General features: G+C 56.3%; 11 protein-coding genes. 5 read left to right on the top strand and 6 right to left on the bottom strand.

Translation table 11 applies throughout. The features are described from left to right. Positions 1 to 25 precede the first annotated feature (25 nt). From dnaK to ACGTN6_RS02660, 4 genes are all read left to right on the top strand, one after another. A complete protein-coding gene (gene dnaK / locus ACGTN6_RS02675) occupies positions 26 to 1,954 on the top strand; it encodes a molecular chaperone DnaK (RefSeq protein WP_394589678.1) in 1,929 nt (642 codons plus the stop codon). 95 nt (positions 1,955 to 2,049) lie between these two features. Beyond that, the gene (gene dnaJ, locus ACGTN6_RS02670) at positions 2,050 to 3,192 is read left to right on the top strand and encodes a molecular chaperone DnaJ (protein ID WP_394589677.1); all 1,143 of its coding nucleotides are present in this window, start codon (positions 2,050 to 2,052) and stop codon (positions 3,190 to 3,192) included. A 121-nt stretch (positions 3,193 to 3,313) separates the two neighbouring features. Continuing rightward, positions 3,314 to 3,904, top strand: coding sequence for a hypothetical protein (locus ACGTN6_RS02665; RefSeq protein WP_394589676.1), 591 nt, complete (start codon positions 3,314 to 3,316; stop codon positions 3,902 to 3,904). Between the two features lie 2 nt (positions 3,905 to 3,906). Beyond that, entirely contained in the window at positions 3,907 to 6,135 is a 2,229-nt protein-coding gene (locus ACGTN6_RS02660) for a DNA sulfur modification protein DndB (RefSeq protein ID WP_394589675.1), read from the top strand. Here the strand turns inward: ACGTN6_RS02660 and ACGTN6_RS02655 are convergent. From ACGTN6_RS02655 to dndB, 4 genes are read right to left on the bottom strand one after another with little or no spacing between them, the layout of a single operon-like run. Beyond that, complete coding sequence (locus ACGTN6_RS02655) at positions 6,128 to 6,433, bottom strand: DndE family protein (RefSeq protein ID WP_394589674.1); 306 nt, start codon at positions 6,431 to 6,433, stop codon at positions 6,128 to 6,130. The genes ACGTN6_RS02660 and ACGTN6_RS02655 overlap by 8 nt on opposite strands. Beyond that, positions 6,433 to 8,412, bottom strand: a complete 1,980-nt coding sequence (gene dndD, locus ACGTN6_RS02650; protein ID WP_394589673.1) for a DNA sulfur modification protein DndD — start codon at positions 8,410 to 8,412, stop codon at positions 6,433 to 6,435. Before dndD ends, ACGTN6_RS02655 begins: the two co-directional genes overlap by 1 nt. Beyond that, positions 8,412 to 10,016: a DNA phosphorothioation system sulfurtransferase DndC gene (gene dndC, locus ACGTN6_RS02645; RefSeq protein WP_394589672.1), complete on the bottom strand. Its 1,605-nt coding sequence runs from the start codon at positions 10,014 to 10,016 to the stop codon at positions 8,412 to 8,414. The genes dndD and dndC overlap by 1 nt, the downstream gene beginning before the upstream one ends. After that, the gene (gene dndB, locus ACGTN6_RS02640; protein WP_394589671.1) at positions 10,013 to 11,119 is read right to left on the bottom strand and encodes a DNA sulfur modification protein DndB; all 1,107 of its coding nucleotides are present in this window, start codon (positions 11,117 to 11,119) and stop codon (positions 10,013 to 10,015) included. The genes dndC and dndB overlap by 4 nt, the downstream gene beginning before the upstream one ends. A gap of 379 nt (positions 11,120 to 11,498) precedes the next feature. On the opposite strand from dndB, the gene ACGTN6_RS02635 reads away from it, so the two are divergent. Next, a complete protein-coding gene (locus tag ACGTN6_RS02635) occupies positions 11,499 to 12,392 on the top strand; it encodes a DMT family transporter (RefSeq protein ID WP_394589670.1) in 894 nt (297 codons plus the stop codon). On the opposite strand, the gene ACGTN6_RS02630 is transcribed toward ACGTN6_RS02635, so the two are convergent. Together ACGTN6_RS02630 and ACGTN6_RS02625 are read right to left on the bottom strand one after the other, a co-directional pair. Further along, positions 12,370 to 13,119 (bottom strand): ABC transporter ATP-binding protein, encoded by a 750-nt coding sequence (locus tag ACGTN6_RS02630; protein ID WP_394589669.1) that lies wholly within the window; start codon positions 13,117 to 13,119, stop codon positions 12,370 to 12,372. The genes ACGTN6_RS02635 and ACGTN6_RS02630 overlap by 23 nt on opposite strands. Then, positions 13,113 to 14,186 carry a FecCD family ABC transporter permease gene (locus ACGTN6_RS02625; protein ID WP_394589668.1) on the bottom strand — a complete coding sequence of 358 codons (1,074 nt, stop codon included), beginning with the start codon at positions 14,184 to 14,186 and terminating at the stop codon, positions 13,113 to 13,115. The genes ACGTN6_RS02630 and ACGTN6_RS02625 overlap by 7 nt, the downstream gene beginning before the upstream one ends. Between the last annotated feature and the right edge of the window lie 10 nt (positions 14,187 to 14,196).

Below are 14,196 nucleotides of genomic sequence, written 5' to 3'. Positions count from 1 at the left end.
GCAACCGAATTTTCGAGGATTTCCTATGGGACGCATCATCGGTATTGACCTGGGGACCACCAACTCCTGTGTAGCCGTGCTCGACGGCGATCAGTCCAAGGTGATCGAGAACGCCGAAGGCGCGCGCACCACCCCGTCCATCATCGCCTACACCGAGGACGGTGAGACCCTGGTGGGCCAGGCGGCCAAGCGCCAGGCGGTCACCAACCCCCAGAACACCCTGTACGCCATCAAGCGCCTGATCGGTCGTCGCTTCAAGGACGACGTGGTGCAGAAGGACATCAAGATGGTGCCCTACACCATCACCGAGGCCGACAACGGTGACGCCTGGGTCGAGGTGAAGGGCAAGAAGCTGGCACCGCCGCAGGTCAGCGCCGAAGTCCTGAAGAAGATGAAGAAGACCGCCGAGGACTACCTGGGCGAGACCGTCACCGAGGCGGTCATCACCGTGCCGGCCTACTTCAACGACAGCCAGCGTCAGGCCACCAAGGATGCCGGTCGCATCGCCGGCCTCGAGGTCAAGCGCATCATCAACGAGCCCACCGCGGCGGCGCTGGCCTATGGCATGGACAAGTCTCGCGGAGACAAGACCATCGCGGTCTATGACTTGGGTGGCGGCACCTTCGATATCTCCATCATCGAAGTGGCCGACGTCGACGGCGAGACCCAGTTCGAGGTGCTGGCCACCAACGGCGACACCTTCCTGGGCGGCGAGGACTTCGACCTCACGCTGATCAACTACCTGGTCGATCAGTTCAAGGCCGATAGCGGTATCGACCTGTCCGGCGACAACCTGGCCATGCAGCGCCTCAAGGAAGCCGCCGAGAAGGCCAAGATCGAGCTGTCCAGCGCCCAGCAGACCGAGGTCAACCTGCCCTACATTACCGCTGACAACACCGGTCCCAAGCACCTTAACGTCAAGGTGACCCGGGCCAAGCTGGAAGCGCTGGTGGAAGAGCTGGTGACCCGCTCGCTGGCGCCCTGCAAGACCGCGCTGGCCGACGCTGGGCTGTCCGCCTCCGAGATCGACGATGTCATCCTGGTCGGTGGCCAGACCCGCATGCCGATGGTCCAGTCCAAGGTCGCCGAGTTCTTCGGCAAGGACGCCCGCAAGGACGTCAACCCGGACGAGGCCGTGGCCGTGGGCGCCGCCATCCAGGGCGGTGTGCTGGGCGGCGACGTCAAGGACGTGCTGCTGCTCGACGTCACTCCGCTGACCCTGGGGATCGAGACCCTGGGTGGCGTGATGACCCCGCTGATCGAGAAGAACACCACCATCCCGACCAAGAAGACCCAGACCTTCTCGACCGCGGATGACAACCAGACCGCCGTGACCATTCACGTGCTCCAGGGTGAGCGCAAGCAGTCCAGCGGCAACAAGTCGCTCGGTCGCTTCGACCTTGCCGACATTCCGCCGGCGCCGCGCGGCGTGCCGCAGATCGAGGTCGCCTTCGACCTGGACGCCAACGGCATCCTCAACGTGTCCGCCAAGGACAAGGCCACCGGCAAGGAACAGTCGATCGTCATCAAGGCCTCCAGCGGCCTGTCCGAGGAAGAGATCGATCAGATGGTCCAGGACGCCGAGGCCCACGCCGACGAGGATAAGAAGTTCGAGGAACTGGTGGCCCTGCGCAACCAGGCCGACGGCATGGTCCACGCCGCTCGCAAGACCCTCGAGGAAGCCGGCGACAAGGCCACCGAGGAAGAGAAACAGGCCATCGAGAGCGCTGCCTCCGACCTCGAGGAAGCTCTCAAGGGTGACGACAAGGACGACATCCAGGCCAAGCTCGACAAGTTGACCGAAGCCTCCGGCAACCTGGCACAGAAGATGTACGCCGAGCAGGGCGAGGCCGCCCAGGGCGCCGACGCCGCGAGCGAGGCCGGTGCCAAGCAGGAGGAAGACGTGGTCGACGCCGAGTACGAGGAAGTCAACGACGACCAGAAGAAGCAGTAAACCACGACGCCTGAATCAGGGATGACGCCAGCGCGGGGGGATGACTCCCGCGCTGGTGTTTCCGCAGCAGCGTCGCTACGGAGGCGGACAGACACATGTCCAAGCGTGATTACTACGAGGTGCTGGGCGTCGAGCGAGGGGCCGACCAGAAGGACATCAAGAAGGCCTACCGGCGCCTGGCCCAGAAGTTCCACCCGGATCGCAATCCGGACGACGAGACCGCAGCCGAGAAGTTCCGTGAGGTCTCCGAGGCCTACGAGGTCCTGACCGACAGCGAGAAGCGTGCGGCCTACGACCAGTTCGGCCATGCCGGCGTCGACGGTCAGGCCGGCGGCGCGGGCGGCTTCGGCGGCGCGGGAGCCGGCGGCTTCAGCGACATCTTCGGCGATGTGTTCGGCGACATCTTCGGCGGGGGCGGCGCGCGACGCCATCCCAATGCCCCGCAGCGCGGCAGCGACCTGCGCTACAACCTCGAGCTCGATCTCGAGGACGCGGTGTCCGGCACCAGCGTCGACATCCGCGTGCCGCGTCACGTGGAGTGCGAGCGCTGCGACGGCGACGGCGCCGAGCCAGGCTCCAGCAAGGAGACCTGCCCGACCTGTGGCGGCCACGGTCAGGTGCGCATGCAGCAGGGCTTCTTCGCCGTGCAGCAGACCTGCCCGACCTGCCACGGCAGCGGCCAGCACATCAAGGTGCCGTGCCATGGCTGCCACGGCGAGGGCCGGGTGCGCGAGACCCGCACCCTGTCGGTGAAGATCCCGGCGGGCGTCGACACCGGCGACCGCATTCGCCTCAACGGCGAGGGCGAAGCGGGCATCAACGGCGGGCCGCCCGGCGACCTCTACGTGCAGGTGGCCATCAAGCCGCACCCGATCTTCGAGCGCGAAGGGCGCCACCTGCAGTGCGAGGTGCCGATCAACTTCGTCGACGCGGCCCTGGGCGGCGAGCTCGAAGTGCCGACCCTGGACGGCCGGGTCAAACTCAAGATTCCGCCCGAGACCCAGACCGGCAAGCTGTTCCGGCTCAAGGGAAAGGGCGTCAAGCCGGTCCGCGGCGGCCCCGCCGGCGACCTGCTGTGCAAGGTGGTGGTCGAGACCCCGGTCAAGCTGGGCGAAGAACAGAAGGAGTTGCTGCGCCGCTTCCAGGACAGCCTGGAGGGCAGCAACAGCCACCACTCGCCGAAGAAGACCAGCTTCTTCGACGGCGTGAAGCGGTTCTTCGAGGACATGAAGCCTTGAACTAACTAGGCGTAGACGTGTACTTATAAACCTCCATCACCTAGCGGTGACGGGGGTTTTTTTATACCCTATATACTAAGTTCCTATACAGTTAAAGCCTGCTTCTTGGTGGTGTTTGATAATGTATGAAAATAGCCAGCATGTATATTTCTTGAGGGCAGAGGATTTTTATAGAATACCATCCTCAGCTAGAGGGGTATATGCGTGGTATATAGCGCCACCTTCTGATCTTTCAGATAATTATCTCGAAGAAGTTAATAACTATTATTCTTCTATACATGCTGCGGCCATGGGTGAAAAGATTTCAGGCTCAAGGTACTCGGTTGAGATAAAGCGCCAGCCGATTGGTATCACAGAAGCTGTTTTTAATAACTCTGTTCGCAAAAAGCATGTTGAGACGGCGCTAAAGTACCTATGTGAGTTTACGGCTCCTTTGTATGTCGGAATGGCTGTAGGTCAAGATGGAATTAGGGATAGGATAAAAAACGAGTTCCTTAGCGTGGAGTTTAAAAGGAGGTTTGTCTCTCTTGCTGAAAAGGCTGGGGTATCCCTTGATTTTAACTTTGAGGATTCTTTAATAAAGTATTTGGATGTTGACGAGATGTTGGGAGGTGATGCTGGTGAAGAAGAAGTGAAAAATATATCTGGGTTTTTAGAGGTTGTTAGTTTTTGGGCAGAGTTTCCGGCACTTAATGCAAAGAAAGGGAATTGAAGATGAGTGATGATATGACGAGTGAGCTTTCAGAGGAACTGGACTTCGGAAATGTTCACGAAGAAAAGTTTTCAGAAGACTACTGGTGCTCCTACACAAAGCAGAATATAAATGCTCAAAATGATGTCCATGTTTTTATTGGAGCCTGCCCGGTTGAGCAGCTTAAGAAAAACAAAGATATCATGCTGGTGGATGATTTAAGAGGTGAAGAGCTCTGGGGGATGCATAAGATTGTTCAAAGGAATATATCAGTTGAAAGAGTAGATTCGATAGTAAAGGAGTATTTGAGGACTAAAAACAAGCCTATAAAGTTTTTCCCTGCCATTACAGTGGTTCTTTTGCCTGTTGAAAACAATCAGCCAAAAGAGTATTACTCTAATGATGAAGAAGGCTTTTTAAGCATTGATGGTATATATGCGAAGAATCCGCAAAAAAATGTTGGTGGGGTTTTAAAGAACTTTCCAGCCAAGCTGAAATGGTCAGTAAATAAAATTGCTGCCCTAGTGGTTGATGGGCAGCATAGGGTAAAAGCGGTTAGAGATTATTACGACACGTCCGGCCAAGGAGCTGGGTCTGAGAATAGTCTTCCAGTAGCTTTTGTAGTATTTGATAACAAACATGATTTGTCGGTTATTGACTCAACTAGGCAGCTTTTTATTGATATAAACAATACTCCTAAGCGGGTTTCAGAGCAGAAGTTGATATTTATAGATGATAGGAATATTCTAAGAAGATTGACAGCTAAAACGCTGGGTGTCTTGGATGCTGGGGATCAGTCAGATGATCCATATCAAGAGTTTGAAGATAAGCAATGTTTTTTTGATACGGGTGATGTGAGTTTTCTTAACAAGTATCTTGTGGGTGAGGATGGAAATGACGATGAAGAGTTGAAGATTAGATACAGAAGCCATGACTCTCTTTTCCCATGGGAAGTCACTCATATAATGACTTTGCATGAAGAGGTCATAAAAAAAATACTGCTTGCAGATAAAGAAATAGTTGATGGGCTCCCGAGCTTAAGAAAGCTTTCTAGAATAATTCATAGAAATACTGGGAGTTTTGTTGAAGCTGCCGCTGCAGATGATCTTACAGATGTAAAAATAAAAAATAAAACGGATGACTTGAGAAGTAAAGGTTTGCCAGAGGGAGAGGTGGAAGTCCTTAGAAGGCTGATGTACATCAATCAAGACTTTAGGCAGCAACTAGAGCTTGTTGATAATGATGCTGAGGGGGCTTCAGAAGAGATCGATGAAAACAAGGTGAGGTTGGAAAGAGCTTTAAATTCCGAGAAGTCTTTTGAGTACCCTGTTAAAAGTGCAATGGAGATTGCTAACGGAGAGACTAAAAAAGTCATTGAGATTGTTGCCGGAGTGTTTGGGCGCCTCAAATTTGTTCGTGAAATCAATGATCTTTTTTTCAATGGTGATTCTGGGGTTAGCAAGACTCAGTTGTTTAGATATGTGGCTCACTCCAAGCAAAAGTATTCTGGCTTGGCTAGTAGTGAAAATGAAAAAAGAGCCATCTCCCTTGAAGGTTTTTTTGAATCCAATGACGTGGCGGATAAGGAGGCTGACGCCCTACGTGCTAAAACTCAAGAAATGCTAGATAAGAAGAATGATAATATTCTTTCGATGTTGGTCGGGCAGCAGGCTCTTTTTGGGTGGCTGGCACTTAAAGATAATGAAAACAGAGGTAATCTAAGCTTTCTCCATGAAAACTATTGCGGTTTAGTGGATAAAGTCAATAGTCTATATGACAGTGGATTTTTTTCGAAAAGTAAAAAGTTGTCTTTGTCCTTGTTTGGTGAGGAGTTTAAGTTTTCTGCTTTTGAAGGGCTTTTGTTGAAAGGAGAGAGGATGGCGCCAGGAGCTAATAATGCAAAAAAAGCAGCTTATTTTATAGACATGGTATGTAATGGTAGTTGCAAAAGAAAGCAGGTCGAAGAAAGTCCGGCAGGATCAGTGAGGCAGTTTGAAAATATAATAAAAAGCATGGGTAGCCGAGGTTATGGTTTCTTTTCAGACAAAAAGAATGTGCAGGAAATTAGCGAGGAATTAATCTCTACTTTTGACATTTCGCAGTTAATAAGAAGTGATGATGTTGAAAAATTAAATTCTGAGGATGTGACAATTGCAGTCAAGGAGTCAATGGCCAAGAAGGCACTTGGAGCACTTATGTTAGAAAAAGTTGTTGATGAGTACTATCCAAGTGCTAAGCTTCCAACTAGTTAGATAGTCCAGATTCAACATGAAGAGCAAAAAGGATTGCATGCTCATCTGGAGTTCTGTCTGGGTATTTGTTTAGCAGTATGGTTTCAGTTGCGGTCTGGCTTTCACCTAGCCAGACCGTTTTTTCTAGGTGCATTTTGCCCGGCTCGATGTTCTGGGTAACCTCTAATTCTTCGCCTCTTTCGATGGATCGCCAAAAAAGCAACCTCGAGGCAATGTTGGTTGAAAGTCCTGTGACGGCTTTTTCTCGTTTTAGTCGCTCTTCTGCTTTTTGTGTTATTGAGAATCTATTTGGCAGCATCAGAAGTATCCTTCTTTGATGAAAGTGTTTCCCGAGGTGTTTGAGTAATCTAGCTCATGCTTCTTTGAAATGGAGTTCTTGAAAGATAATGGTGCTTCGTTTAAGCGAATTTCTGTGTCGGTTGATAAAATTACTACTTGATGGCTGGCACTAGGGAAATAGTTGGCGATAAGGTTTTTGCGATGCTTTGAGTCGAGCCGCCCTAATGGCGTGTCAATAATAATTGGCAGTCTGCGTCCAGATGTTTTCCCCAGAGCTTCTAACATTGCTGTCGCATAAACTTGCTTCTCACCAGCCGAAAGCTGTTCACGATCTAGCTGTCGCCCGTCGGCATAAGCGAGTTCGACACTAAATGTCTCCGGGTCGATTTTAGGTGTCAGACCTTGATGATCCTTGCGAGCAAGGCGAATAAAAGATTCGTAAAAGTAGTGCTCAAGCTGGCTGACTTTATTCCTCTTCGCGCGATCAGCATAGTCATTAAGCATGTTGCGAAGCGTTTTAGCTATATCGATAGCATGCGCATTGTCGGACTGGCGCTGATGCTCTTCTTCCAGCTTCCGAAGCTTGCGGATACAATCCATCGCATCGCGCAGCTCACGTTTCGCCGTCTCTCGCTTCTCTTCGATTTGGTTGTTGAGCCGACCTTGTGTCAGCGTGGCCTCATGCAGCTGCTGGTACAGCGGTTTGATTCGTTCCTCATCCGGTGTGCGCTCGAGATTGGCCGCGCACTCACTGATTTGGTGACGAAGTGCTTCCAGCTTCTCTTCTAGGCTGTCGACTTCTTCTTTCTGCTTTGGGGCCTCGACGGTAATCTGATGGCGAAGCTTTTCTATCTCGCTATCAGACAGATCATGCAGCATCTCCACCCTCTTTGGGGGTTTAAGGTGCTTGCCAAAAGCCTTTTCAATGGCATGGTCGAGCACGGCTTCTTGACCGGAAAGTGCTTTCTCGAGCTCTTTTCTCAATGCTTTAGCTTGTTTCTTAGCCGCTCGGTGTGTCACCAGCTGCTTACGATAGGCGCTTTCTGCATCGAGCTGTGCCAGTAGGCCTTTGAGTGTTTTGGGGGCTAAAGAGAGTGGATAAAGCGAGCCCTTAAGAGTACGAATACGGCTCCTGATGCTTTCCTGTTCAGCGAGCAGTCGCTCCATCCGCTCTTTTTCGGTCGCTTGGTTCTCGTACCAAGCGCCACCATGAGCTTCAATCTTTTGTTCCAACTGTGAAATTTCCGCATTCAAGTAATGCCGTTGGTCTTCTAGTATCCCCTTGGCGTCAAGCGAGCGCTCGTAGCTTTCGTAGTATTGATGATATTTCTTCTCTAGATTCTCGGCTTCCTCACGAATGGCATCTGGCAAACGCCCCTTGGAGTGGTTACGGACGTAAACACCGAGATCGGCGCGCAGCTTATTGACCAGATCAAGGCCAAGAAGGCGCTGGATCGCATCGCTAAGAGCAGCGTTACCCTTAGACTCCGCCAGTTCGGAAATCTTTTCGCCATCGAAGAAGAAAAGGTCTGCAATCCCATAGGGAATTAGATCATTCAGAAAACTTTGGCTCTGTTCGGGTGAGAGGTTGGAAAGCACCTCATCATCTCGTGTGATCTGCAGGTTTTCACTAATGGCACCACTGGTGTCGCGGAACCAGCTACGTACGATGTCATAGCTATGTTGTTCACCCGCAGTGCTATCAGTGAAAGAGAGCCGAACATAGGCACTATTGGGCACACGGCCATCACCACTCGGCTTATGTATGCTGTCGGCTAGAAAACGGTGGTAGGTTTCAGTGCCTACCTTCGGTCCGAGAATACGGCGACCATATAAGGCGAGGCGGACTGCCGTCAGAATCGAGGTCTTTCCGGCACCATTGAGTCCGCCAAACAAGATGATGGGCTTGTTTTTGCCGGTCTCGTTCAGGGTTAGATCAATTTCGTGGTCACCCTTGTAGACCCTGAAATTGCCAAGTCTTAGTGTGTTCAGGATCATTAATTCAGCGCCTCGTATTGCATTTCAAGGCCTGCCAAAAGCTCATCGTAGACACTCTTGGCGTTGCGGACCTTGCCTTGGTATTTCTCGTTTTCCTGAAAAAGGTCTGTTGCTTTCGATTTCGCAGAGCCCATGTTGTGGAGTGTCATGGCCGCTTCGTGCTTCTTGGCATGCAGTGTGCCGAGATCCCCCCAATCCTGATTCAGCAAAGTATCAATACGCTTGAATACGCCATGACGCTTGCTGAGGCCATCCAACGATTGCTCAAGCTGCAGGAGCTTGACGGCGAGGTCTACCGGTGCGCCATGCTCAAGGCAGGCGGCATTCAGCGCCTCTGCATCCTGTTGGGTTAGTACGCCGGCAGAATCCTGCATCCAGTCGAGCTTGTAACCGTACACGCTGGCATAGATGGCAGGCATGGCATCCAAGGCATCTGGCTCATTCGGGTCATTAAGCCATTCCCGGCGGATATGCTTCAGCTCATCCTCATGGATAAGGCGAATCGGGTTTCCGCCATCGTTCAGGTTCTTCTGTATTTCAAGAAGCTTCTTGAGCCATGCTTGGCGGTATGCCATCCAATAGGGGCCGGGGATGACCTTCTTTTCAACGGTGCTGTCGTCATCGATTTGCCCACGAGCGTACTGAACCTTGCCCGTACGGCGCTTATGGTTACGGTACTTCGACTTGTTGTGTGGCAGCGTGGTCCGGTATAGCAGGTCACGGAAGGCCTTGAGACGCTTCATCCACAGCTCGCCGGATTCGATCAGCCCCTCCATTGCCCGGTCCTTGGTGACGACGGTGCAAGTCCAGCAGCCGAATCGAGAGTTTCCGCACGAGGGTGTCTTGGTGTCGATCACGATGGGGCATTCTCCAGCGTTCGAGTCTTTGTAAAGCTCGAAAAGCTGGTGGTGAGTCCCGCCCCAGGGCGTCGGCGCGCCTAAGAGATACATCCAGACCTCATCGAAGGTCCAGTCCTCGATGGGCATGTAGGTATAGGCGCCCGGCAGGGAGGAATGCTTGGAAAGCAGTGAGCCATCTACTTTGTGCTTGGCTATTACCTGGGCACGAGATGCGCTTTCCTGGCTACGAGCGCCAAGTACCACGACGACTTCGCCGTGCCGAGTGACCTTGTCCAGGATGAAGCTGCTGACGGGGTCAATTTTCATCCGCTCCGTACACCAGCGGAAGCTTTGGGTGGGCGCGGGATACCCCTTGCCCAGAAGGTTTACCCAAAAGGTATCGTTCGGCTCCGGTGTCACCTGATGGCCGGAGAAAGGTAAACCCTGTTCTTCCGCATTGTTATTGATGCGCTCCAAGGTGGAGGACACCATGTCCACAACGATGGGTGTCTCTACCAGCGTGTCAGAGCTGACGACATAGACATGTTTGTGTCGCTGCTGTGCAGGTAGCTTCTCGATCGCCGTATAGATCAGCGACAAAACGGCCGTTGAGTCCTTTCCACCGCTGAAACCAATGACCCAAGGGCGGTCATCTTCCAGGTATAGGCTCTGAACCTCGGCTACTAGGTCCGGCAGGGGGCGGCCGGCGATACTTTGTTCCGCCAGCATCTCATCCTGGCTGGCAAAAAGCGTGGCTTCGCTCATGGTGTTAGTGCTCCCTCGAGCTCGTTCTGCTTCTCGGTCAGCGGTATGCTCAAGCGTTGCTTGAGATAGCAAGCCAGCAGTTCGACAGATGTGTGTGATTTGGAAATACGGCCATCTCGCAGGCAGCGACCTTCCCACTCCGGATTAGTCCTGCACCAGTCCACATGCGCCAACGGTTGTAGGCGTTCGGTATACCACTCGATGCTCGGTTGTTCTGTCTCGTGACGAAGCGGGGTGCAGCATACAGCGAGTGCTTGCAGGAAAACGCCATGCGCATGGATGGTGCCCTGGCGAAGTTGCGCTGGCAGCTGTGGATCATGGATGGCATTGAGCCATCCCGGCATGACCTGGCTCGCGGCCACCCAGAAGGCGATGCAGTGAACATGTTCGTCTGCTGTGGCATCGTCTCGCTTCCGCTTGTCGAGGAATCGCCAGCTCGCGCTCTTGATACTGCTTAAGGTAAAGAGCTTGCGAGATCGCAACGGCAGCGAGCTTTTTTCTACGTCGGTTAGGGCCTTGAAGCAGGGAACTTCTTGCATGACGCACCGAGCAAGCTCGGAAGCCGCGTCTCGCTTATCGAAGAGGGTGTTCAAGGATGTGTTGGGCCGAATGGCATGCCGGTTCAGGTCGGCAAACATCTGTTGGCTGCGTCTCAGTCCCTCGTCGATGAAGAGAAGCACCGGGATGCTGTCATGGCCTAGCTCCCGTTTCTTCGTTACCGCACGTTCAATCGCAGCACGGCGATGCTGGCCGTCGTTGATCAGGAGCCGTGCCTCGCGAGGAATGCGCAGCGTGCCTACGAGGGGTACGAGCTCATCTCCGCTCGGGGTGAACTCGGCCTCTTGATCTAGCGAGGCCGTCAGCGCCGGGAGGATGTAGTTCTCGTGGTTCTCTGTGAGGTAATCCGTGAGCTCGGGAATGCGTCCCAGGTTGATGGCACGCTGGGCTCGCTGCTCTGGTGGTAGCCCGGAATCGTCGTAGTGGAACAGCCGTGGAATCAGCCGCAAGGGACACATGATGGTGTAGCATGCGCGCCCACCCTGCATCCCACGTAGGGCAGGGAAGTCATGCGTGGCCACGTCTGATGAGCTGGTCTGCATCATTTTTACGTCAAAATAAGCGTAAGAGTACGTTGATTTTAACGTACAGCCCCCGTGTTCGCCTAGGTGCTCATGCTGTCATGTGTAAGGTCGCCAAGGTGATTGTGCCGGCTGCGTCACAGGTAGCGTTGCTGTACTTAAATACAGTTTATGAGCTCTGGGCTCGCGTATCCAGGCTTGTGCGTTTGTGTGATCTGCAGGGGGGATGAGAATCGTTCCCGATTCTGCTGTGCCGTGTTAGGCTTCCGGCTTATCTTGAGCTTGAGCTGGGCACTGTGTCCTGCTGCTCATAGATCGGCCTCAGTCGCTCGGCCAAATGACGTCGGTGTCTGGTCAGAGATCGATCACGCTCGCTTTTCTTGAAAGACTCGCAAGGATATTCATGGATAACGCCACGGATCGGCCACTGGCCGGCATTCTACTCCGGCTGCTGTCGGGCATCCTGTTCACGGGCATGATGGTGTGCGTCAAGGCGGTGAGCACTGAGGTGCCGCTGGGGCAGACGGTGTTCTTCCGCTCGGCCTGCGCGCTGCTGCCGATCGTGATCTTCATGGCCTGGCGGCGGGAGTTCCCGAGGGCGCTGTCGACCCGGCGCCCGCTGGGGCATCTGCTGCGTTCGGGGCTGGGCGCGGCGGCGATGTTCGCCTCCTTCGCCGCGGTGGCGCGGTTGCCGGTCGCTGAGGCGACGCTGCTGGCGCAGCTGTCTCCGGTGGCCATGGCGATAGGCGGCGTGCTGCTGCTGGGCGAGCGCTTCACCCTGCATCGGGCGGCGGCCTTCGCGCTGGTGCTGGCGGGCGTGGCGGCGCTGGTGGTGCCCGACCTGGGCGAATCCCGGGGGCAGGTGCTGGGCTACGGCCTGGGCGTCCTCGCCGCGTTACTGACGGCCGGGGCGCTGGTCACGGTGCGGCGCATCTCGCGCACCGAGACGGCCGCCTCCATCGCCTTCTACTTCGTGCTGGTCACGGCCCTGGCGGGGCTTGCCACCTTGCCGCTGGGCTGGGTGGCCGTATCCGGGGAGACGCTGGCGCTGCTGGTCATGGCGGGGCTGTTCGGCGGTGCCGCCCATATCTGCATGACCCTGGCGCTGCGCTATGCCGAAGTCTCCCGCCTGGCCCCCTTCGAGTACGTGGCACTGGTCTGGCCGGTGCTGGCCGACCTGCTGATCTTCGGCCTGGCGCCATCCAGCGGCTTCCTGGTGGCCCTGCCCCTGGTGCTGGGGGGCGCGGGCCTGGCGGCGCTCGAGGGGCGTCGCTTCAGACGGCCGCTTCGACAATGAGCTGGGGCTCGCCCCTCGAGCAGCGTTCGATGCGGGCGGCCACCCGGTAGACGCGATGCAGCAGCTCGGGGGTGACCACGTCCTCGGTCGGCCCGCAGGCGATCAGCTCGCCGCGCTTGAGGACCATGGCCTGGTCGGTGAAGCGCAGCGCCTGGCCAAGGTCGTGCAATGCCGCGATCACCAGCATTCCGCGTTCCTGCGCCAGTCGGCGCAGGATCGACAGCAGCTGGATCTGGCGATGCAGATCCAGCGCCGAGGTGGGCTCGTCGAGCAGCAGGATCTCGGGCGCCTGTACCAGCGCCTGGGCGGCCCCGACCAGTTGTCGTTGCCCGCCGCTGAGGTCGCCGATGTCGCGCTCGCCGAGGTCGGCGATGCCCAGGTCATCCAGGGCGCGGTCGACCTCGGCCATGTCGTCGGTCTGGACCTTCAGGCGGCGCCCCTGCATGCGTGCCAGCAGCACGGATTCATAGACTGTCAGCACCGCGTTGGCGCCGTTGTCCTGAGGCATGTAGGCCAGCGGGCGATCCGTGAGGGCGCCGTCGATGCGCACCGAGCCGTCGCCCTCGAGTAGCCCGAGGATGCGGCGGAAGAGAGTGGACTTTCCCGCGGCATTGGGGCCGAGCAGGGCCACCACCTGGCCGCCCGTGAAGCTGGGCGTGCTGATCTCGGAGAGAATCCGGCGGCGGCCGTAGCGGGCCGACAATCGGTCTAGCGTGAGCGTTACCATGAGGCCTTCTTGTGGCTGAGGACGAGGAACAGAAAGAAGGGGATGCCCACCAGCGAGGTGATGATGCCGATGGGAATGATGGTGCCGGGCAGGATGATCTTCGATAGCACCGACCCGACGGAGAGAATCAGCGCGCCGCACAGCGCCGCCCCCGGCAAGAAGAAGCGCTGATCCTCGCCCAGCAGCAGGCGAGCGATATGCGGCCCGACCAGGCCGATGAAGCCGATGGTGCCGACGAAGGCCACGGCGATGGCGGCCAGCAGCGAGACCAGCACCAGGACTTCCAGGCGAAGCCGGCGGGGCTTCACCCCCAGGCTCTCGGCCTTGGCGTCGCCCAGGCGCATGGCGGTCAGTGCCCAGCCGTGGCGGGCCAGCAGCGGCATCACCACGGCCAGCACGCCAAGCGCGATCCACAGCTTGGGCCAGGTGGCCTTGGTCAGGCTGCCCATGGTCCAGAACACTACCGCGGACACCGCCTGCTGGCTGGCGAAGAACTGGATCAGCGCCATCAGGGCGTTGAAGATGAACACCATGGCGATGCCCAGCAGCACGATGGTCTCGATCGTCACCCCGCGCCGCATGCTCAGGGCATGGATCGCGAAGGCGGTCAGCATGGCCATCACGAAGGCATTGATCGGAATCACGTAGTCGACCGCGGCGGGCACGATCGCCACACCGAAGGCCAGTGCCAGGGCGGCACCGAAGCTGGCGCCGGCGGAGATGCCCAGCGTGAAGGGGCTGGCCAGCGGGTTGCTGAGGATGGTCTGCATCTGGGCGCCGGCGACCGACAGGCTGGCGCCCACCACCAAGGCCATCAGCGCCACCGGCATGCGGATCTCCCAAAGGATCACTCTTGCCTGCTGGCTGACGGCCTCCGGGGTGAAGAGGGCGGCTACTACCTCGCCCAGGCCGAAGCGGGCCGGACCCAGGGCCAGGTCGACGCATAGGCTCAGGCAGAGGGCCAGCGTCAGGGCGGCGAGGATCAACTGGCGGCGCAGCACCAGGGCGCGATAGAAGCCTCTTCCCCGGGGAGCGGGGGACGCGGTGTCGGTGGTCGAGGCATTCATGCCGGCCTGC

This window comes from Halomonas sp. B23F22_20 (assembly GCF_043496985.1).
GTDB lineage: Bacteria > Pseudomonadota > Gammaproteobacteria > Pseudomonadales > Halomonadaceae > Halomonas.
Note: the sequence above shows the minus strand (reverse complement) of the source record. Positions and strands in the feature narration are given on the sequence as shown.

What these genes read in the sequence shown, in the direction of transcription:
- ACGTN6_RS02660 (WP_394589675.1), top strand. Translation starts at nt 3,907, where the DNA reads ATGAGTGATGATATGACGAGTGAGCTTTCAGAGGAACTGGACTTCGGA.
- dnaK (WP_394589678.1), top strand. Translation starts at nt 26, where the DNA reads ATGGGACGCATCATCGGTATTGACCTGGGGACCACCAACTCCTGTGTA.
- dndC (WP_394589672.1), bottom strand. Translation starts at nt 10,016, where the DNA reads ATGAGCGAAGCCACGCTTTTTGCCAGCCAGGATGAGATGCTGGCGGAA.
- dnaJ (WP_394589677.1), top strand. Translation starts at nt 2,050, where the DNA reads ATGTCCAAGCGTGATTACTACGAGGTGCTGGGCGTCGAGCGAGGGGCC.
- ACGTN6_RS02655 (WP_394589674.1), bottom strand. Translation starts at nt 6,433, where the DNA reads ATGCTGCCAAATAGATTCTCAATAACACAAAAAGCAGAAGAGCGACTA.
- ACGTN6_RS02625 (WP_394589668.1), bottom strand. Translation starts at nt 14,186, where the DNA reads ATGAATGCCTCGACCACCGACACCGCGTCCCCCGCTCCCCGGGGAAGA.
- dndD (WP_394589673.1), bottom strand. Translation starts at nt 8,412, where the DNA reads ATGATCCTGAACACACTAAGACTTGGCAATTTCAGGGTCTACAAGGGT.
- dndB (WP_394589671.1), bottom strand. Translation starts at nt 11,119, where the DNA reads ATGATGCAGACCAGCTCATCAGACGTGGCCACGCATGACTTCCCTGCC.
- ACGTN6_RS02630 (WP_394589669.1), bottom strand. Translation starts at nt 13,119, where the DNA reads ATGGTAACGCTCACGCTAGACCGATTGTCGGCCCGCTACGGCCGCCGC.
- ACGTN6_RS02635 (WP_394589670.1), top strand. Translation starts at nt 11,499, where the DNA reads ATGGATAACGCCACGGATCGGCCACTGGCCGGCATTCTACTCCGGCTG.
- ACGTN6_RS02665 (WP_394589676.1), top strand. Translation starts at nt 3,314, where the DNA reads ATGTATGAAAATAGCCAGCATGTATATTTCTTGAGGGCAGAGGATTTT.